This is a genomic window from Shimia sp. (genome assembly GCF_965227725.1).
Taxonomy (GTDB): domain Bacteria; phylum Pseudomonadota; class Alphaproteobacteria; order Rhodobacterales; family Rhodobacteraceae; genus Shimia.
The window spans coordinates 390468-408828 of record NZ_CBDDGH010000004.1 but is presented as its reverse complement, the minus strand read 5'-3'; the positions used below and the strand labels follow the sequence as shown (position 1 = coordinate 408828).

Here is an 18361-nt window from a genome sequence, read left to right as displayed (position 1 = left end):
CCGTTAGGATCGTTGCTACGGGTGCTTTGATGTACCTGAAACTCTAAGCTGAGCTCTAAATTCAATCGCCTTATGGCGGTATCAATCCCTCTCTCCTCTTTTCTTTGGCGTGCACATTTGCAACAGTTTGCTCGAATTGACTGCAGAGGCGATGTAAATGGGCGTAACATTCCCCATATGCGCTTCAAGATATTAGAAAATAAGGGGGTGTTTGATGGCAAATTTTGAAACTCAAGTGCGCGAATCTCAGGCGCAGGTCGCGGCGGCACAGAGCAAGATTGCGGATTTGACTGGCCGCATTGATGCGGCACGTGAAAAGATGAAAACCGGCAATGATGTTGCGATTGATATTGAGAACGCGACGCTGGACGACGTGCATGCCCATACCGAAGTGATGAACGCCAATATCGCTGAACTGATCATGGGCCTTGATGATGTGACGGCGGCGTTTTCCAAAGACTTTGACCAGATGCGGGACAAAACTGGCTGGGAGAGCTTTGTGGGCATCTTCAGCCGCGGCAAATCAGAGTCCATGCGGGCAGAGCGGATCAAGACCGCCAACATTGACGATAAGCTGCAGGATCTGATTGCGAAATCCGATGTGATCACCAAGCTGCTAGAAAGTCAGCTGGCCGTGCTGGAAGAGCAGAAGGTGAAGGTTGAAGACAATCTCACCGAGACGCTAGATGAGCGTGAATTCACTGTGGGCGAGCTGGAAAACCTGCGCGCGGAGATCCTTGGTATGGACCCCAAGATCATCGCGCTGGAGAACAAGATTGCGGTGGAGCAGGACGCTGCCGCGCGTACGAAGCTTGAGACCGAACTGGCCGATCTGAATAAGGTCTACAATGAGCTGGTGCAGCAAGAGCAGGTGAAACTGGCCAAAAGCCAGACGCTGGAGCGCTATATCGAAAAAGGCAAAACCTGGGTCGACAGTCTGCAAAATCAGGCTGCGACGCAGATGGTGCTGATCAACAAGCTACAGACGGACACAAAGCAACGTGTGGTGCTTTACGATGCGCTGACCAAATCCTTGAAGACAGCGCAGCAGCAGGACATCGCGCACCGCATCAACGAGATTGGCGTGGAAACCGACAAAGAGGCGCAGGCCTCCATGGCCGCAATCGGGACGGCCACAAACCAGCGCATGGCGGATATGATGGAAGCCCATGAGGAACACATGGTCTTTGCACGTGATGTTTTGGCGGCCAAGGCCAAGGCGGATGAACGCTTTGCCCGAAGGTTCCAGAAGATCGTCGAGAAGCACGATAAGAACCTGTATGGGGCATGATGCAGGATCTTCTGTGTATCTTTAGGGCTATTTCTAATCCCTTTTTACGTCTCATATTTGTTATGGCAGCGTAAGCGTGACTGACACAATCAACGACCACGCCGCGCTGATGGAAACACATGCCTCGCGCCGGTACTTTCAGAAGTTTGCGCGGATCACGGAGCATCTGACGCAGGTGGTAGCGACACGTGAGGCGGAGGGCGAGATGCGCGCCGATGAGGTGAAAATTCTCACGCGTTATCTGGCCTCCATTGGCTACACGTTCAAAGCGCTGAGCATGAAGTATCTGTTGGTGGGGCGGCAGACCGGGCAGTTCTTTGGCAGCCTCGCAATGGATGCTGTCGAAAGCGGCTTTCCGATGTTCAATGAGCTCTTGGTGATGGCCAATGATGCTCAGCAGGCCGAAAGCCATCTGCGCAATATGCCGGATGCGGAGGCGCTGAAGAACGACATGCTGCGCACCATTATTGGCGATCAGGAGATCCCAACAAAGCTGCAATTCGCGCTGAGCCAGCGGCTTTATTATGAGGAGTTGCTCAAGGGAGAGCTGTTCTGGGCGCAGAACCACCCTGAGGTGCTGTGGCTGGGCAATCTCTCTGAGCGGCGACGCAAGTTTCTGCTGCATTGGGCGGTTTATGACAGTCAGGTCAATCTGCCGACGATTTACCTCATGGAGCTTGAGGACACAGGCAAGCGGGCCTTGCCCAAGGATGAGCGGCGCTGGCCAGAGGTGCAGGCGCATCTGATGGCGCAGGCGGTGGCGGGTTTGAAGCTTGTGACCATCGCCAAGGGCTTTGATGAGAGTTTTGACGATCTGCACCCCAAGCGTTTGCAGCGCCTGCATGTCGGGCCGATGTATTCCAGCGCATTCACGCGGCAGAGCGGGCCAATCCGTGATGTGCTTGAGGCGGCACGCGCACCGGAAGGGGAAGACTGGGCCTTGGCCTGGACCACTGAAGAGCTGCTAAGCGAAGACGTAAAGTCAGAGCGCTCTGGCTGGTTTGGCACGGTGGAGCGGCAGGTCTTTGCGCTCGATCCCTTTGCCGGGCGCGGGGCAGACACTGGCGCCACACGGATGGAGCGTTCGATTGTGCTGCCGCAGCGGCCCTTTCAGGCCCTGGAAGAGCTGAACCCACCGGGATTTGGCAGCGTGAACAAATATGTGGTGAGCCCGCAGGGGCGGGTGCTCAGGTATTGAATGGATGCGGAGCAAACGTGCCTTCGGAGCGTGTTTTAAGCAGAGTGAATTTTGGGGTGTGATGTAAGATGAGCCTGACAAGTGACCAGATGGAGCTGCGCGAAGAGGATATTCGCAAGCACTATGACGCCGCAGCGCAGATGCTTGCAGGCTTTGACCACACGCCGCGCATCGCCAAAGGCAAAGATGTGGCCCCGGCGGCGGAACGATCCAGTGGGATTGGCACACGCCGGCGGTTTCGCTCGACCACGCCGGGTTTGGTGACACGTTCAACTGCACGGCCTGAAGGGGTGCATCTGGTGGAACGTATCGAGGGCGCAGGCGTGGAAGACCCGCTGGTGTCGCCGGTGCAGGCCAATGTGTTGCACGGTTTGCGGCGGGCGCTGGCGATTGCCTTGGCGGTTGGAGAGACTTTTTCTGAGGCGGCGGGTCTGGCCGATCTGAAGCGGGACAATCTGGCAGGCAGTCTGAGTGCGGACAAGAAAACAGCGTTTTCTGAGCTTTTGGCAGCGGAAGCGCTGGCCGCGAGCTATGTCTTTGCCAATACCACATCCTTCCTGCTCGCGCCCCATCTCGCAGAAACGCAGGTTGAGGTGGGTGAGGTCGAAGAGATCCTGACCGACAACGCGCAGCTGGCGCTGCATGGCGCGCTTTGGGAGCTGGATCAGGACATCGCCGTACTGGTGAGCAGCGAGGATCGTCTTGTTGCCTGTGCCTGTGCATTTGCGGAACAGTTGATGGAGAAGCTGGCCTTGCGCGCCCAAAATGCGCCGCGTCTGGAAGCTTTTGTTGGCGCGCGCTGGAAGGTAGAAGCCGATGATCTGACCATCGACGGTTTCACACCAGCACGTGCGGCCAAAAGCTCCACGCTGGCCATGAGTTTCAAAAAGCCCAACGAAGTTGTGGGCAACCATATCGCCAAATATCAGGCGATGAAGCTCGCCAAGATGCTGATGGCCTATGATTTTGAGCGGCGCATGAACCCCTTTGCCGAAATGGGCGGGTTCATCTTCACCTTCATGGGCGATGGCGCGCCGGGGACGGGGAAAACCACGCTCATTCAGATGATGGCGGGGATGATCCACGATTATTGTCAGATGGCAGGTTATGCCTTCCGCTACCAGAATTTTGGCATCGATAATATCGACAGCTATCAGGGCAAATCGGGTCAGAATGCCAAATCCTTTGTGGCCAATGTGCTGGACCCGCAGGTGATTGGCTTTGGCACGATTGATGACATTGACCAGATCGCCGGCAAACGCGGAGACCGGCAGAGCTCGGCCGGGCAACAGGAGGTCACAGCTGTCTTTATGGAGGCCTTTGCCGGGGCAAACACGGTGGTGCGCGGAAACTGTACCTTTGGGATGTTTTCCAACTACCCTGAGAATGTGGATGACGCGCTGCGCCAGCGGGCTGGGGCGCGGTTTCTGGTGGATGGGCCGCAGACGCGGGAGGATTACATCGACATCCTCGCGCTGCTGATGGGCAAGAACCATGACATTGCGTTGGGCGACCATGATTTGTTTGAAGCGCAGGCCATTCAGACAGCAGTGACCGCCAGTTTTGAAAGCCACAATCGACCCCATGAGGAGGGGTTGTTGAAGGTGTTTGAGCACGTGCATGGGCAGGTCGGCGATCTGGATACGATTGCCAAGATGGGCACCTATCTGAAGGCCATTCAAGAGGTCGACCCACGCTTTACGGGCCGCGCAATCAAGAACATCACTGACGCAGTTAAAGTGCGGGCGATGGATTTTGAGTTGCCTGACGAATGGATGGAGCAGCCAGATCTTTTCCTGACGAAGGACTACGACACCAAAAAGGCGATGATCGCGGAGCTGCGTGTTCCGATCACCACCGAGATGGTGGTGCAGGAGATCAACCGATATGCCGATAGCGAGTTCCGCTATGCTGACAAGTCTGACGAGGCCGCGATAGAGGCCATGGTGCGCGACATGGGCCGCACCGAGGCGGCGAAACAGCGGTATCTGAAAGGCAAAACCTGATGTTTGTGATTGATACCATTGGGTTCTGGAACACATTGGTTCCGCTGGCTGCTTTAGGGCTGTTGGCGGTGCTTTTGCCGCGGGTTCTGGTGGATCGCGAAACGCGCTCACATGGCAAGCTGCTGCATGGCATCGCGCTGACGGCGGCGTTTCTGGTGGCAATCGGCTTCATGATCTCCATTGCGGTCACCCAGATGCGCGGGTTTGAGGCCGTGGGCCACTTTGAGATTGATCCGCTGGGCGCGGCATGGGTGCATCTGCGCCTGTCGCTGATGACAGCAATTGTTTGGGCGCCTGTTCTGGGGCTCGTGTGGTTTGGCCAAGCGCAAGGCGTGGAAGCGCGGCGTGGGCAGGATATTGCGGCGGGGGATCGGTGATGGAGGGGATGACAGATGCATAGGCTGATCCAACGCGGCTTGATGTTTGGCAACCTGATTGAGGTGGCCTCCCCGGTTTTGGTGGAGCGTTACAATCGCGCATTGAAACATCTGACGGGCAAAACCAGCAGCCTTAGTGATTTCCATATCGATATCTCAGGTTATAGCCCTGAGATCGGCGACGAGCTCGAGGATCATCTCTACCTCAATCACGGTGGCTGCAATCGGCAGTTCATTCTGCTGACCACAGAACAGAAAGCCGCACCTCTCCTGAATGCGAAATTTTCGACCAGTCGCGATATTCTCCGCCACTTTATTGAAGAAAATGGACAACAGCTCTTTGCTCTGACCGCCCGAGATGCGGTGGCAGGGGAACTGGTGAATTCGGTGTTTTCTGTGAGCGAGCCAAGCCGCCTTTTGGACATTCGGCAGGTCACGATTGAAGCGGACACTACGGCAGGCACGCTGCGCGATGCTGCAAAGCTTGGGGCGCTGGCGGATCGATTCAAACAGGAAGAAGACGGCTGGTTTGATGATGTGCTGATCGCGGATATGATCACGCTGGCCAAACGCACCGGCGACGTGACGCGCAATCCGGTGACGCTCAAACATATGGCGTTTGATCAGCAGGACTATTGGACCGCGCATTTTGGCGGCGTGTATTTGTTCCGGGGCGTGGATCATCCTGCGGTGATCGCCGCGCAGGACAGGTCCACCTTGGGGAAGCTGTCTGTCAAATACTGCTTTGATTTTTCCGACCGCAATCAGATTGCCAAATTTCTGGATATGAACGGCTTGGCGGAGCCGATTGTGAAAGCGCGCGGTGTAGATGGCGTTGCAATCCTGCGTCAGAAAATGGATTTTATCGTCGTGGATGCGGCGCAGGATGCGGGCGTTGATTTGACTGGGGCAACCCGCAGTGACATTCGCCGCTTGGCGCGTACACATGCCGAGGCTTTGCCGCCGGAGTATCACGCGCTTCGCGAGATCGTGACCTGGGCGGAACACAATGGACCCTGGCCTAAAATCACCAGCGATCACCCAGCCTATTTCTACACGCTGCGTGCAACAGATACCGATCAATCGGATCTTGTGAACATGTTGCTGTCTGAGCTGGCGCCAAAGGACATTCGCCAACTCTTCATCTGCCACAAAGAGGTATTTTATCGTCTCTATCAGGGTTGGTCAGAGACCAAGAAGAGCTTTGTCGCGGATTTTCTCGAACGTGAGTATCAGGTGGACAAAGCTGGGGCGCGTGAGGCGCTCTTTGGGCGTGAGCTTCCGTTGGAGATGCCGCGCGTGCAACGGCGCGCCAGCGAGGATATGATCGCTCGGGTTGGCCCTTGGGGTGCGGTGAGGAGGTAGACAATGGCATTGCTGCGTTTATCGGTTATCGGCTTCATTGTGCTGACGATTATCTATGTCTGCCTGTCGCTCTACAGCCGTGCGGTGCGTCGCTCTAAGTTGCGTGCAGAATGGGACGAAGAGGGGATGACAGGTGACAAAGACGCATTTATCGAGCAGGGGCTGCAAGAGTATGATGGCTCTTTGCGTCGAAAACTGATTTTGGGTGTTTATATTGTACCAGTGACCTGTGTTGCGATCCTTATCTATGTCATCAACTTCATGTAGAGGCGGCTTAAATGGTTTATGTAAAATGGATTTTCCGGGTCCTGTTTTGGGGCGGCTTGGCAGCCTGGTTGCATTACACGCTGCCACAGCATGACGTTGTGCGCCTTGTTGGCACCTATGAAGAACGGCAGGAGTTGGGCGACTGGACACGGATTTTCTGGTCTAAGCCTGACACGCAATCAGAAGGGCTGATCAACCGCGATGTGCAGTTCCTTCAGGGCTTTGATGGCAAAGACAAAGCGCGGGTGTACCGCAATGAGGATACCGGCTGGAGCTGGCCGCCGTATTTCAAATTCGACACGGCGAACCTTTATACCGAGGCCAATGACGCGGTCTCTACCAAGGATGCACCGGAATGGGTGGTAATCACCCATTATGGCTGGCGCAATGAGTTTTTCTCAGCCTTTCCAAACGCGGTATCTATCAAGCCAGCAACCGGGCCAGATATGCGTATTATCCCTTGGTTTAACATCATATTCTTGACGCTTCTGGCAGCGCTTTTCTGGGCGATCTATGTGCGCTGGCGGCGTTTCCGCGAGGCGCGGATTGATCCGGTGATCGATGATGTGGCGGACAGCTGGGATGCAGCTGGAGACAATATCACTAAAAAACGTGGCCGGTTCCGCGCCTGGCTCGATACCTGGCGCGGGAAGGCGCGTTAGCGCATGCCGTAGTAGAGGCCGACGACGTGCTCGGCCTCTGCAAAAAAGAGCCAACGCGATGTGGCTACGCCTGCAATATGGCTAAGCACCGCGACGGCGGCCAAGATGTGGCTGAACGGCAAGAGTGCGAGGATCATCAGAGGCAGGCCGAAGGTCAGCATAAATGCGATCACACGCAGCTTTTGAGCGTGCTTTCGGCCGATTATGTATATGAATTCCTTGACCAAATAGTTCGGTGCGGTGTGCGGATGCGCCATGGAGCGCACCGTGCCGCGTTCGCCCAAGCCGGTGGCAGTTCCCATGTCTGTGCCACTGTCTTTGAGGGCATTGTCACCGCGCAGCCACCACAGGATTTGGATTGCCGCGGCTGCTGCGAGTAAAGCAATGGCGATGGTTGTGCGGCCTGACAATAATGCTCCACCAGCCAGCGAAAAGCTGAGGTAAAGCGCGGGTGTCAAAGGGGACTTCCAACGGGGCACTGTGTCGAGCTGCGCGTAGATCATTGATGTGGTGAAGACTGTTAGCAGCGAGAGCAGCGCTCCGAGCCAGCCCAGAATGGCGATATGGGTGACGAAGAAGATCAGGAAGAGCGCGTATAGCCCCATCACACAGAGTGCGACGACGGCGCAGACACCTTCGCGGCTGAGCCAGCTGGTCCGCCATTGGCTGAGCGCACGCCAGGCGCGTTCCGGATGGCCAAGGTGGAAGGTGGAAGACAAAAGCCCACCCACAGCAAGCGCAAAGCCTATGAAAAAGAAAGCAAAAGCCACGCCTCCGGTAGGTGGGGTAAGGTCAATGCCAAGCCAGAATAGCAAGCCGAAGCCGAGACCGGAGAGAGTGGAGAAGATGATGACGGATGGGGCGGGATGCATCAGGCAGTGCCTCCAGGCAGTTTATCAAGCGCTTTGTCGAGCCAGCCGAGAAAGCCGGTTGGCTCCTCTGCAACGGGCTCCAGGAGTGGGGCCAGAAGGCTTTGATCGTCCCAAGAATCCTTGAAGCGTGGAGGCAGATATTTGTTTACGGGCTTGGTACCCATTTCAGGCATTAGGTCAAATCCGCCTCTGCTTTCAACAAGTTGGCTGACATCTGAGTTTGGATCAGAGAGGTCGCCAAAGTGGCGTGCACCAGCAGGGCAGGTGCGCACGCAGGAAGGGATTTGATCCTCTTCCGGCAGGTTTTCGTTGTAGATGCGATCCACGCAAAGGGTGCATTTCTTCATCACGCCTTCTTCTTGGTCCAATTCACGCGCGCCGTAGGGGCAGGCCCAGGCGCAGAGACCGCAGCCGATGCAGTGATCCTCGTTGACCAAGACGATACCATCCTCGACGCGTTTATAGCTGGCTCCCGTGGGACAGACGGTCACGCAGGGCGCATTTTCGCAATGCAAACAAGACTTTGGGAAGTGGACGGTTTGGGCGCTGCCTTGCTCTGGCTGAACCTCATAGCTGTGTACGCGGTTGAGGAAAGTGCCCATGGGCTCGGTACCATAGGGACGCTGATCGCTGAGGGGCGCGCCGTAATTTTCGGTGTTCCAGCCCTTACAGGAGATCACGCAGGCATGGCAGCCGACGCAGGTGTCCAGATCGATCACGAGGCCGAGTTTGCGGTCGGTTTGGTTGGGGAGATCAGTCATGTTTTGACCTCTGTATTGCGTCGGTATTGCGGCTGTATCGCGTAGGTGCGGATTCTCGGTATTTGAAAGGCGGTCATATTCATTTGCCGACCTTCCATGCGAGCGTTTTGGGGCCGTGAGGCACCGGAGACTTTATCGGTGCAAAGGTGGGCTGGGCAGTCACCGGAACCGGCGCTTTTTCGAGCTTCACGCGCAGGTCAAACCATGCGGCCTGTCCGGTGATCGGGTCGGAATTGGCCCACCGTAGGCCGTCCCCTTTGGGTGGTAGTAGCTCGTGGATCAGATGGTTGAGCAGGAAGCCTTTGTTGCTTTCGGGTGCATCGTCAGAGAGCGCCCAAGTGCCCTTACGTTTGCCAATGGCGTTCCATGTCCAGACGGTGTTTTCGTTGAGCGCGGCCTGATGGGCGACAGGCACTGTGATTTCACCATGGGCAGAGGTCACGCGCGCCCAGTCACCCTCGGCAAAGCCATGTTTCTCCCAAAGCTTGGTGGGCAGGTAAAGCGGGTTCTCCCCATGCAACTGGCGCAGCCAAGCGTTTTGGGTGCCCCAGCTGTGATACATCGCCATGGGGCGTTGGGTGAGGGCGTGGACGTCAAATTCCTCTGGGTCGACACGCGCGTCTTCGAGCGGTGCGTACCAGATCGGGAGCGGGTCCATGACCTGTTTGAGGCGGTCACGCAGATGATCTGGCGGTTGGATTTCGCCGTGGCCTTCGGCGGCGCGTTGGAATTTGCGCATTGGTTCCACATAGAGCTGGAACAGGAAGGGCTGGGGCGCGTCATAGAGGCCGATTTGTACCGCCCAGCTTTGGTAGTGCTGGTTCCACGGCTTCATGTAGAGCGCATTGTCGGGCACATGTTCGATGGCAAAGCCGCCATTGTCGATGTAGCGCTGAAGCTGGTCTGGATTCACTTCGCCACGGCCAAACTGATCGCCATCCTCGCCACGGAAGCCTGCAAGCGGGCCGACGCCGGGGCGGCGTTCGTGGTTCACGATGTAGTCGGCGTAGTCCTTCCACTTCGGTGTGCCGTCTTCGTTGAGGAAATGCGGCAGGCCGATGCGCGCGCCCAGTTCTATCAGCACAGATTGGAAACCGCGCACATCGCGATCGGGCTCCACCACTGGCCAGCGGATGGCATCGGCGGCGCCGTCGGCCTCACAAATTGGGCGGTCGAGCAACGAAATACAGTCGTGACGTTCCAGATAGGTGGTGTCCGGCAGGATCAGGTCAGCGTAGGCGACCATCTCTGAGCTGTAGGCATCCGAGTAGATGATGCGCGGGATGCGATAGCCGCCGTCGTCGTTGCGGTCGGTCAGCATTTTGATCACGCCGGAGGTGTTCATCGTGGAGTTCCACGACATGTTCGCCATGTACATGAACAGCGTATCAATCGGGTAGGGATCTTGGGCGTGGGCGTTTGAGATCACCATATGCATGAGGCCATGCACCGACATGGGGTTTTCCCACGTGAAAGCTTTGTCGATCCGACAAGCGGTGCCGTCCTCATTGATCTGCAGATCTTCGGGGCCACGCGGGAAGCCGAGGTGCGGCCCTGCGAGGGGTTTGCCGGGGCGGCCATAGCCGTGTGGCGTAGGGTGCGCAGACACAGGCTTGGGATAGGGCGGCTTAAAGCGGAAACCGCCGGGGACTTCGACGGTGCCCAAGAGGATTTGCAGCACATGCAGCGCGCGGCAGGTCTGGAAGCCATTGGAGTGGGCGGAAATCCCGCGCATGGCGTGAAAGCTGACCGGGCGGCCCGTCATGGTATTGTGGGTTTCACCCCGGAAGTCTGTCCATTCCTGATCCAGCTCAAAGGCTTCGTCAAAGGCAACGCGCGCCAGCTCGGCGGCGATGGTTTTGATCTTGGCAGCAGGAATGCCGGTTTTTTCGGCCACCGCTTCGGGGGCGTATTGCGGATCAAGGTACTTCTCTGCCATGAGGTGCATGACGGTCTTGTTGCCTTCATAAGTGGCGGAGAGGTCCGGGCGGACGCCTTTCTGATCAAAAGGGGTGAGTTTGCCGGTGGCGCGATCGACAACCAGTTCTTTACCATCGGCATCGCGCATCAGCAGGCCGGTTTCGGCGTCCACCAACACAGCCGCGTTGGTGTATTGCGCGAGATAGTGCAGATCGATTTTGCCGGCTTTCATGAGCTCATGGATGAGCGCAAGGATGAAAAGCCCGTCGGTGCCCGGCGTGATGCCGACCCATTCATCGGCCACGGCGTTGTAACCGGAGCGCACGGGGTTTACGCCGATCACCTTTGCGCCGCGTGCTTTGATTTTGCCGATGCCAGCTTTGATAGGGTTGCTGTCATGGTCTTCAGCCACGCCAAATATCATGAAGAGTTTGGTGTGGTCCCAATCCGGCTGGCCAAATTCCCAGAAGGCCCCGCCCATAGTGTAGATGCCTGCGGCAGCCATGTTGACCGAACAGAAGCCTCCGTGGGCCGCGTAGTTGGGGGTGCCGAAGTGCTGCGCCCAGAAGCTGGTGAAGCTTTGAGATTGGTCACGACCTGTGAAGAAAGCCAGCTTATGCGGGGCGGTTTCATGAAGCTCGGTGAGCCAGCCCACCGCCGTTGAGAGCGCCTCTTCCCAGCTGATTTCCTCAAACTCACCAGAGCCGCGCGGGCCAACCCGTTTCAGGGGCTTTTTCAGGCGGGAAGGCGCGTTGACCTGCATGATCCCGGCAGAGCCTTTGGCGCAGAGCACACCTTTGTTGACCGGGTGGTCGCGGTTGCCCTCAATATAGGCAACTTTGCCGTCTTTCATGTGCACATTGATGCCGCAACGGCAGGCGCACATGTAGCAGGTTGTCTGGCGCACCTCGTCAGAGACTTTGGGCGAAGTGTCAAGCTGGGGCTGCTGAAAGGTCATGCGGTGTCTTTCGGTCAGAGTATTCCGGGCAGTCTATCCTTGGCGGGAAAAATTTCCCGCGCAAGGGGGTGGGTGCGAAATTTATCGCGCACTCATGGGCGTGTAGGGGCGCATCTCTGGGCCGTTGTAAAGCGTGAGCGGGCGGATCAGGATGTTGCTCTCTTGCTGGTCCATGCATTGGATGATCCAACCAGGCATGCGGCCGATGGCGAAGATCGGCACGTAGAGATCCATCGGGATGCCGTGCAGCTGGTAGATCACGCCGGAGTAGAAATCGACATTCACGTTCAGGCCGTGGCGGGCGTAGGGCTTCATCGCCTCCACAACGCCTTGCAGAATTTCGTACCATTCTGGCGCGCCCATCTCTTCGCCGAGCTTTTTCACGCCGTCGCGCATGTGGCGGGCGCGGGGGTCTTCGGCGCGGTAGACGCGGTGGCCAAAGCCGGTCACGGCCTCGCGATTCTTGCGCTTCTCTTTGACGTAGGCGGCGGCGTTATCGGGTGTGCCAATTTCCTGCACCATTTTCATCACGTCTTCTGCCGCGCCGCCGTGGGCGGGGCCAGCAAGGGTGGACAGCGCGGTGACGATGCCGCCGTGCAGATTTGTGTCGGTGCCGATGGTGACACGGGCCGCAAAAGAAGAGGCGTTGGCGCCATGTTCTGCGTGCAGGATGAAATCGACGTCAGCCAGTTTGGCGGCGTCCTCGGAGGGCTTCTCACCTTTCAGCATCCAGAGCCAGTTGGCGGCATGGGAAAGGGTTTTGTCCGCAGGTACGGGATCGCGGCCGTTGCGGATGTTTTCATGTGCGGCGATGATCATCGGCACCTGAGAGGTGAGGCGCAGGCCATTGGCGAGGAAAGCCTCTTCCCCAACGTTCTGGCTGTCGCTTTCCAGAGCGGCGAGGGCTGAGACAGCGGTGCGCAGTACGTCCATGGGATGGCCGTCTTTAGTGGCGCGGATGATGTCATAGATCTGATCGGGCAGTTCGCGAGCAGCTTTCAGGGTTGCGTCAAAATCGGCAAGCTCAGCCTCCGTCGGCAGCTCGCTGTGGATCAGCAAATAGCAGACTTCTTCAAAGGTGGATTGCGTGGCGAGGTCGTGGATCGAATAACCGCGATAGGAGAGTTCGCCTTTGGCGCCATCGATGTGGCTGACGCCGGAGCGTTCGAAGTAAATGCCTTTTAGGCCGCGGTTGATCTTGACGTTCTCTGTCACGGGTGGCTCCTTAGTCGCGAAAATTGGGGAGGTACGATGTCAGCACTTGAGACCGCCATCGGCCGCGCGCAAGCGCGCGGCGCACGGGTTGTGATGCCCGAAATGGAAGACGACCGGATTGCGCAAGCGGCAGAACGGCTGAGGGCTGACGGGATTTGCGAGCCTGTGGCGCTGGGCGAAGATACGGAGGCGTATGTTGCTGCGCTGGTGGAGGCTCGAGGGCTGAAAGAAGCTGTGGCACGACGTATGCTTAGCCGACCGCTGTACCGCGCGGCAGCCATGGTGGCTGTCGGTGAAGCAGATGCGATGGTGGCCGGCGCAGTGGCTTCCACCAAGAAAGTCATCGAGGCTGCCAGTATCGGAATTGGCTTGGCCGAGGGTGTATCGGTGGCAAGCTCGTTTTTCCTGATGCGCTTCCCGGACGGGCGTGAGGTAATATTTGCCGATTGCGGTTTGAACGTTGATCCGGATGCAGAGGCTTTGGCAGCGATTGCGCGCGCGTCAGAGCGCAGCGGGGCCGCGCTTTTGGGGGATGCGCGTGTTGCGCTCTTGTCGTTTTCCACCGGCGCGTCTGGCGCAGGGCCAAGTGTCGACAAGGTGCGCGCAGTGGCGGAGGCAACCGGTTTTGTTGGCCCAGTGCAAGGCGATGCAGCACTCAATCCACGTGTGGCGGAGATGAAAGGTTTGGGTGCTGGGGATGCCAATGTGCTGGTCTTCCCGTCGCTGGACTCGGGCAATATTGCATACAAGCTGGCACAGGAATTGGCCGGTGCGCAGGCGCTGGGGCCCATTCTCCAAGGCTTCCGCAAGCCGGTCTGTGACCTCAGCCGGGGCGCAACAGTGCAAGACATCGTGGATGCGACGGCGGTGTCGCTCGCTCTTGGTTGAAAAGAGATCATGCGGCCTCCATCAGGGAGATCGCATCCATTGCAATCATGCGCTCTTCTTGCGCAGGGATCACCCAGATCGCGATTTTGGAGGTTTCTGCGTGTAGTCTAGGCTTGCGTGCGTGATTGGCATCTGGGTTCATGCGGGCCCCAGCCCATTCCAGCGACCGTAAGATACGGGCGCGTACGCCCACGGCATTTTCACCAATGCCGCCGGTGAAGGCGATGGCGTCGAGCCCTTCCATAGCAGCAATCAGTGACCCGGCATGGCGCACCGACCAATAGCAGAAATGTTCGATGGCAAAGGCGCTGTCGGCAGATGGGTCCACCATCAGGTTGCGCATGTCTGATTTTCCGCCAGATAGCCCCAGAAGGCCACTTTCATGATTGAGGATCGCTTTGGTCCGCTCCAGCCCGTTTTCCTCTACCAGACGCAAAACCGCATTCGCGTCGATCCCGCCAGAGCGTGTGCCCATAGTCAGGCCATCAAGCGGTGAGTAACCCATGGTTGTGGCAATGGATTGACCGTTTTTGATGGCGCAAAGCGAGGCCCCATTGCCGAGGTGGAAAGCCAACAGACGAGAGGGCAATTTTTCGCCAGAAATCTGCGGCAGGTTTTGCACCAAGGAGGCGTAGCTGAGGCCGTGGAAACCATAGCGGCGGATGCCTTTGGTCTCCATCATGCGTGGAATGGCATAGCGGGTTGCGGCGTCGGGATTGGTTGCATGAAAAGAGGTATCAAAGCTCGCGTATTGCGGCAGCTCTGGCGCGATTTCGGCCAGCGTGTCCACGGCGGCGAGGTTGTGCGGGTTGTGTAGCGGAGCAAGCGGCGTACAGGAGGCGATTTCGGCGCGCACTTCGGCATTTATCTTGACCGGTGCAGTCAGTTTGCGCCCGCCATGCACGACGCGGTGGGCAGCCGCGCGGAGGTCGGTGACGGCCACGCCTTGCGCTTTCAGAGCTTCCAAGACCGCTTGCAAAGCGGCGCGGTGATCGATGAAAGGCAAATCGCGGGATTTCCCGGCGATGGTCAAAGAAGAGGCACCGCCGATACCCTCGGCGATGCCTGTGATGCGCTCATTCAACTCACCATCAAAGACGGCAAATTTGATAGAGGATGACCCGGCGTTGAGCACCAGAACGGGGCTTGTGATGCCGGGCCGTGCCATATGATCAGCTCGCTTTCTGCGGAACCATGTCCGCTGGGTCGATGCCCGCCACAGAAACTGGCTTTTTCATTGCGTCGCGGCGGAAGGGCTCGCCCAGTTCTTGGTTGATCATGGCTTCAATCAGCGTGGTTTTGCCATGGTTCATCTGATCGTCGATGGCTTTGTTCAGCGCAGCGGTCAGCTCGTCCATGGTGCGGGCCACAACCCCTTGCAGGCCGCAGGCTTGGGCGATGCCCGCGTAGGACACCTGTGTGTCGAGTTCCGTGCCAACAAAGTTGTCATCAAACCAAAGCGTGGAGTTCCGTTTTTCCGCGCCCCACTGGTAGTTGCGGAAAACGATCTGGGTGACCGGAGGCCATTCGCCACGGCCGATGGCTGTGAGCTCGTTTACTGCGATGCCGAAAGCACCGTCACCTGCAAAGCCCACAACAGGCACATCTGGCTGGCCGATTTTTGCGCCAACGATGGCGGGCAGACCGTAGCCGCAGGGGCCAAAGAGACCGGGTGCGAGGTATTTGCGGCCCTGATCAAAGTCCGGGTAGGCGTTGCCGATGGCGCAGTTGTTGCCGATGTCGGAGCTGATGATCGCTTCGCGAGGCAGCGCGGATTGGATCGCGCGCCATGCCATGCGCGGACTCATCCAGTCCGGTTTGTCTGCGCGGGCGCGTTCGTTCCATGTGGTGCCCGGATCGTCATCTTCGTGATCCATGGAGGAAAGCTGTTGGGCCCATGCAGATTTGGTCTTGGAGATGTGGCTCTTGCGTGCGTCGCGACCGTCGTCACCTGCTGTGTCTGCCAATTGCTCCAGAATGCCGGTGGCGACTTTGGCAGCGTCCCCAACGATGCCCACGGAGACCTTCTTGGTGAGGCCGATGCGATTGGGGTTGATGTCCACTTGAATGATTTTGGCGTCGGCTGGCCAGTATTCCATGCCGTAGCCGGGCAGGGTGGAGAAGGGGTTCAGACGTGTGCCAAGCGCCAGAACAACGTCGGCGTCTTTGATCAACTCCATGGCCGCTTTGGAGCCGTTGTAGCCCAGCGGGCCTGCAAAAAGCGGGTGGGAGCCGGGGAAAGCGTCGTTGTGCTGGTAGCCAACGCAAACTGGGGCGTCGAGTTTTTCAGCGAGCTTCATGGAGGCCGGGATGCCGCCGTCAGACAGCACCACACCCGCGCCGTTCAGGATCACAGGGTTCTTTGCCGATGAAAGCAATGCAGCGGCGTCTGCCACAGAGGACGTTCCGCCAGAAGAAGCTTCGAATTCGATCGGACCAGGGATGTCGATGTCGATCACCTGAGTCCAGAAGTCGCGTGGGATGTTGAGCTGCGCGGGGCCACAGAGGCGCTTGGCTTGGCTGATCACACGGGTAAGCACCTCGGCTACACGGGAGGGATCACGCACTTCTTCCTGATAGGCAACCATGTCTTTGAAGAGAGCCATCTGCTCCACTTCCTGGAAGCCACCCTGACCGATGGTTTTGTTTGCGGCTTGCGGGGTCACCAACAGTAGTGGGGTGTGGTTCCAGTAGGCGGTTTTCACGGCGGTCACAAAGTTGGTGATGCCTGGGCCGTTCTGCGCAATCATCATGGACATTTTGCCGGTAGCGCGGGTGTAGCCATCGCTCATCATACCCGCGGAGCCTTCATGCGCGCAGTCCCAGAACATGATCCCTGCCTTAGGGAACAGATCAGAGATCGGCATCATCGCGGAGCCGATGATCCCGAAGGCGTGTTCGATGCCGTGTTTTTGAAGCACTTTTACAAAGGCTTCTTCGGTTGTCATTTTCATGAAGCAAACTCCTATTGCGCCCGGAACGGAGGTTTTGGGCGATCGTTTTGGAAAGAAACTACGGTTTGGTGCGTGTCGGCGTTAGGGCCAGACATGTGCCCGGGATAGCGCCAGATTAGAGGGCGTTCAGAGCCTTGGCAATGCGGGCCACGCCTTCAGGGATGCGCTCGGACGGAATGGAAGAGTATCCTAGGCGATAAAAATTCCGCGGGATGTCCGCGCCTGAGAAAAAGGAGGCGCCGGGTTCGATCAAAACGCCGTCATTTTGCATCTTTTGGGCGAAAATTTCTGTATCGATGTGGCCTTTCGTCTGCATCCAAAAACTTGAGCCTCCGAATGCGCCTTGACCCGCAACATCCAAGCCAGATTGCGTGATCGCCTTCTGCATCACTGCGCGACGGGCCTTTAAAGCCTCGCGAATGCGGCGGATCAAAGCATCGTAATGGCCGAGAGAAAGAAAGTAAGCTGCCGTGCGCTGAATGTGGCCCGGAGGATGCCGCAGAACAGAGGCGCGTAGGGCGCGTGCCTCTCGAATGAAGGCTTCGCTGCCCACAAGATAGCCAAGACGCAAACCGGGGAAGAGTGATTTTGAGAAGCTGCCAACGTAGATCACCCGTCCTTCTGTATCGAGCGATTTCAGGGCAGGAGAAGGGGCATCCAAGAACGACATTTCGAACTCATAGTCGTCTTCCACCACCAGCGCGTCGATTTCGCGAGCGCGCTCCAAGAGCGCGTGGCGGCGGGGCATAGGCATCGTGGCGGTGGTCGGGCATTGGTGGCTCGGCGTGGTGAAAATCACGTCCGCCTCGACCGGAATCAGGCTTGGATCCAGCCCGTCTTTGTCGACATTGATCGGGGCCACATGGCAGCGGGACTGATTTAGAATGTCGCGCAGAGCGTGGTAGCAGGGGTTTTCAATTGCGGCCATACGGCGCTGGGTCAGCAGGATTTGCGCGGCGATCCACAGGGCGTTTTGAGCGCCAAGAGTGATGAGAATCTCTTCAGGGCGCGCGATAATACCACGACGGGGGAGTGTATTGCGGGCGATGAATTCGACCAGTTCCGGATCGTCTTGATCGTAGTAGTCAGACGTGAGCGCGGTGAAGTCCTTTTGGCCCAAAGCCTGGAGTGCGCATAGGCGCCAGTTGGCGTGGTCAAAGAGACTTGGATCGGTTTGACCATAAACAAACGGGTAGCGGTAATTGGCCCAGTCTTTCGGTTTGTCCGGGGTGTCACCGCCAGTGTAGCGGCGCCCCAGAGCGCGGGTCCAGTCAATGCGGTCCTCGCTTCGTTTTGGGGGCGAGAAACTTGGCGGAACAGGCGCATTTTCAGAGACATAGTATCCCGAACGCCCACGTGAGGACAGGTAGTCGTTGGCAAGAAGTTCGGTGTAAGCAAGCGTTACCGTGATCCGGCTCACACCCAGATGGCTCGCGAGTTTGCGGGAAGAGGGAAGCTTTTCTCCACGACGGAAGCGGCCCGATAGGATGCCTTCGGCGATCAGCTGCTGGATCTGTGCCTGAAGCGTGCCCTGAAAGCCGGGGGAGAGAAAAAAGGTTTCAACCGATATTGCCATGCAGGAACGCTATACTGGACTTATATGGGTTGCAAACTGGACTTTCTCCAT

General features: G+C 57.7%; 15 protein-coding genes. 8 read left to right on the top strand and 7 right to left on the bottom strand.

Annotated features, from left to right (window positions below; genetic code table 11):
* Window positions 1-214: 214 nt before the first annotated feature.
* The 7 genes from ACO07T_RS09795 (at window position 215) to ACO07T_RS09765 (ending at window position 7166) form a co-directional block, all read left to right on the top strand.
* Window positions 215-1291, top strand: a complete 1077-nt coding sequence (locus ACO07T_RS09795) for a hypothetical protein (protein WP_422049239.1) — start codon at window positions 215-217, stop codon at window positions 1289-1291.
* 76 nt (window positions 1292-1367) lie between these two features.
* Window positions 1368-2489 (top strand): hypothetical protein, encoded by a 1122-nt coding sequence (locus ACO07T_RS09790; RefSeq protein WP_422049238.1) that lies wholly within the window; start codon window positions 1368-1370, stop codon window positions 2487-2489.
* 68 nt (window positions 2490-2557) lie between these two features.
* Window positions 2558-4495: an ATP-binding protein gene (locus ACO07T_RS09785; protein ID WP_422049237.1), complete on the top strand. Its 1938-nt coding sequence runs from the start codon at window positions 2558-2560 to the stop codon at window positions 4493-4495.
* Window positions 4495-4872 carry a hypothetical protein gene (locus ACO07T_RS09780; protein WP_422049236.1) on the top strand — a complete coding sequence of 126 codons (378 nt, stop codon included), beginning with the start codon at window positions 4495-4497 and terminating at the stop codon, window positions 4870-4872. Before ACO07T_RS09785 ends, ACO07T_RS09780 begins: the two co-directional genes overlap by 1 nt.
* Before the next feature lie 15 nt (window positions 4873-4887).
* Window positions 4888-6237, top strand: a complete 1350-nt coding sequence (locus tag ACO07T_RS09775) for a DUF6638 family protein (protein WP_422049235.1) — start codon at window positions 4888-4890, stop codon at window positions 6235-6237.
* Window positions 6238-6240: 3 nt separating this feature from the next.
* Entirely contained in the window at window positions 6241-6504 is a 264-nt protein-coding gene (locus ACO07T_RS09770; protein ID WP_422049234.1) for a hypothetical protein, read from the top strand.
* An 11-nt stretch (window positions 6505-6515) separates the two neighbouring features.
* Window positions 6516-7166 carry a DUF1523 family protein gene (locus ACO07T_RS09765; RefSeq protein ID WP_422049233.1) on the top strand — a complete coding sequence of 217 codons (651 nt, stop codon included), beginning with the start codon at window positions 6516-6518 and terminating at the stop codon, window positions 7164-7166.
* On the opposite strand, the gene ACO07T_RS09760 is transcribed toward ACO07T_RS09765, so the two are convergent.
* From ACO07T_RS09760 to ACO07T_RS09745, 4 genes are all read right to left on the bottom strand, one after another.
* Window positions 7163-8038 (bottom strand): dimethyl sulfoxide reductase anchor subunit family protein, encoded by an 876-nt coding sequence (locus tag ACO07T_RS09760; RefSeq protein WP_422049232.1) that lies wholly within the window; start codon window positions 8036-8038, stop codon window positions 7163-7165. The two genes, ACO07T_RS09765 and ACO07T_RS09760, sit on opposite strands and share 4 nt — an antisense overlap.
* Complete coding sequence (locus ACO07T_RS09755; protein WP_422049231.1) at window positions 8038-8799, bottom strand: 4Fe-4S dicluster domain-containing protein; 762 nt, start codon at window positions 8797-8799, stop codon at window positions 8038-8040. The genes ACO07T_RS09760 and ACO07T_RS09755 overlap by 1 nt, the downstream gene beginning before the upstream one ends.
* A gap of 79 nt (window positions 8800-8878) precedes the next feature.
* Window positions 8879-11677 carry a molybdopterin oxidoreductase family protein gene (locus ACO07T_RS09750; RefSeq protein ID WP_422049230.1) on the bottom strand — a complete coding sequence of 933 codons (2799 nt, stop codon included), beginning with the start codon at window positions 11675-11677 and terminating at the stop codon, window positions 8879-8881.
* Window positions 11678-11758: 81 nt separating this feature from the next.
* Window positions 11759-12892, bottom strand: coding sequence for a citrate/2-methylcitrate synthase (locus tag ACO07T_RS09745; RefSeq protein ID WP_422049229.1), 1134 nt, complete (start codon window positions 12890-12892; stop codon window positions 11759-11761).
* 36 nt (window positions 12893-12928) lie between these two features.
* Between ACO07T_RS09745 and ACO07T_RS09740 the strand changes: the two genes are divergently transcribed.
* Window positions 12929-13780 (top strand): phosphate acyltransferase, encoded by an 852-nt coding sequence (locus ACO07T_RS09740; protein WP_422049228.1) that lies wholly within the window; start codon window positions 12929-12931, stop codon window positions 13778-13780.
* Between the two features lie 7 nt (window positions 13781-13787).
* On the opposite strand, the gene ACO07T_RS09735 is transcribed toward ACO07T_RS09740, so the two are convergent.
* From ACO07T_RS09735 to ACO07T_RS09725, 3 genes are all read right to left on the bottom strand, one after another.
* Window positions 13788-14948: an acetate/propionate family kinase gene (locus ACO07T_RS09735; protein WP_422049227.1), complete on the bottom strand. Its 1161-nt coding sequence runs from the start codon at window positions 14946-14948 to the stop codon at window positions 13788-13790.
* A gap of 4 nt (window positions 14949-14952) precedes the next feature.
* Window positions 14953-16734 carry a sulfoacetaldehyde acetyltransferase gene (gene xsc / locus ACO07T_RS09730; protein WP_422049226.1) on the bottom strand — a complete coding sequence of 594 codons (1782 nt, stop codon included), beginning with the start codon at window positions 16732-16734 and terminating at the stop codon, window positions 14953-14955.
* Between the two features lie 115 nt (window positions 16735-16849).
* The gene (locus ACO07T_RS09725; protein ID WP_422049225.1) at window positions 16850-18310 is read right to left on the bottom strand and encodes a PLP-dependent aminotransferase family protein; all 1461 of its coding nucleotides are present in this window, start codon (window positions 18308-18310) and stop codon (window positions 16850-16852) included.
* Between the last annotated feature and the right edge of the window lie 51 nt (window positions 18311-18361).

What these genes read in the sequence shown, in the direction of transcription:
- ACO07T_RS09740 (WP_422049228.1), top strand. Translation starts at nt 12,929, where the DNA reads ATGTCAGCACTTGAGACCGCCATCGGCCGCGCGCAAGCGCGCGGCGCA.
- ACO07T_RS09760 (WP_422049232.1), bottom strand. Translation starts at nt 8,038, where the DNA reads ATGCATCCCGCCCCATCCGTCATCATCTTCTCCACTCTCTCCGGTCTC.
- ACO07T_RS09755 (WP_422049231.1), bottom strand. Translation starts at nt 8,799, where the DNA reads ATGACTGATCTCCCCAACCAAACCGACCGCAAACTCGGCCTCGTGATC.
- ACO07T_RS09775 (WP_422049235.1), top strand. Translation starts at nt 4,888, where the DNA reads ATGCATAGGCTGATCCAACGCGGCTTGATGTTTGGCAACCTGATTGAG.
- ACO07T_RS09765 (WP_422049233.1), top strand. Translation starts at nt 6,516, where the DNA reads ATGGTTTATGTAAAATGGATTTTCCGGGTCCTGTTTTGGGGCGGCTTG.
- ACO07T_RS09785 (WP_422049237.1), top strand. Translation starts at nt 2,558, where the DNA reads ATGAGCCTGACAAGTGACCAGATGGAGCTGCGCGAAGAGGATATTCGC.
- ACO07T_RS09735 (WP_422049227.1), bottom strand. Translation starts at nt 14,948, where the DNA reads ATGGCACGGCCCGGCATCACAAGCCCCGTTCTGGTGCTCAACGCCGGG.
- ACO07T_RS09780 (WP_422049236.1), top strand. Translation starts at nt 4,495, where the DNA reads ATGTTTGTGATTGATACCATTGGGTTCTGGAACACATTGGTTCCGCTG.
- ACO07T_RS09750 (WP_422049230.1), bottom strand. Translation starts at nt 11,677, where the DNA reads ATGACCTTTCAGCAGCCCCAGCTTGACACTTCGCCCAAAGTCTCTGAC.
- ACO07T_RS09725 (WP_422049225.1), bottom strand. Translation starts at nt 18,310, where the DNA reads ATGGCAATATCGGTTGAAACCTTTTTTCTCTCCCCCGGCTTTCAGGGC.
- ACO07T_RS09770 (WP_422049234.1), top strand. Translation starts at nt 6,241, where the DNA reads ATGGCATTGCTGCGTTTATCGGTTATCGGCTTCATTGTGCTGACGATT.
- ACO07T_RS09795 (WP_422049239.1), top strand. Translation starts at nt 215, where the DNA reads ATGGCAAATTTTGAAACTCAAGTGCGCGAATCTCAGGCGCAGGTCGCG.
- xsc (WP_422049226.1), bottom strand. Translation starts at nt 16,734, where the DNA reads ATGAAAATGACAACCGAAGAAGCCTTTGTAAAAGTGCTTCAAAAACAC.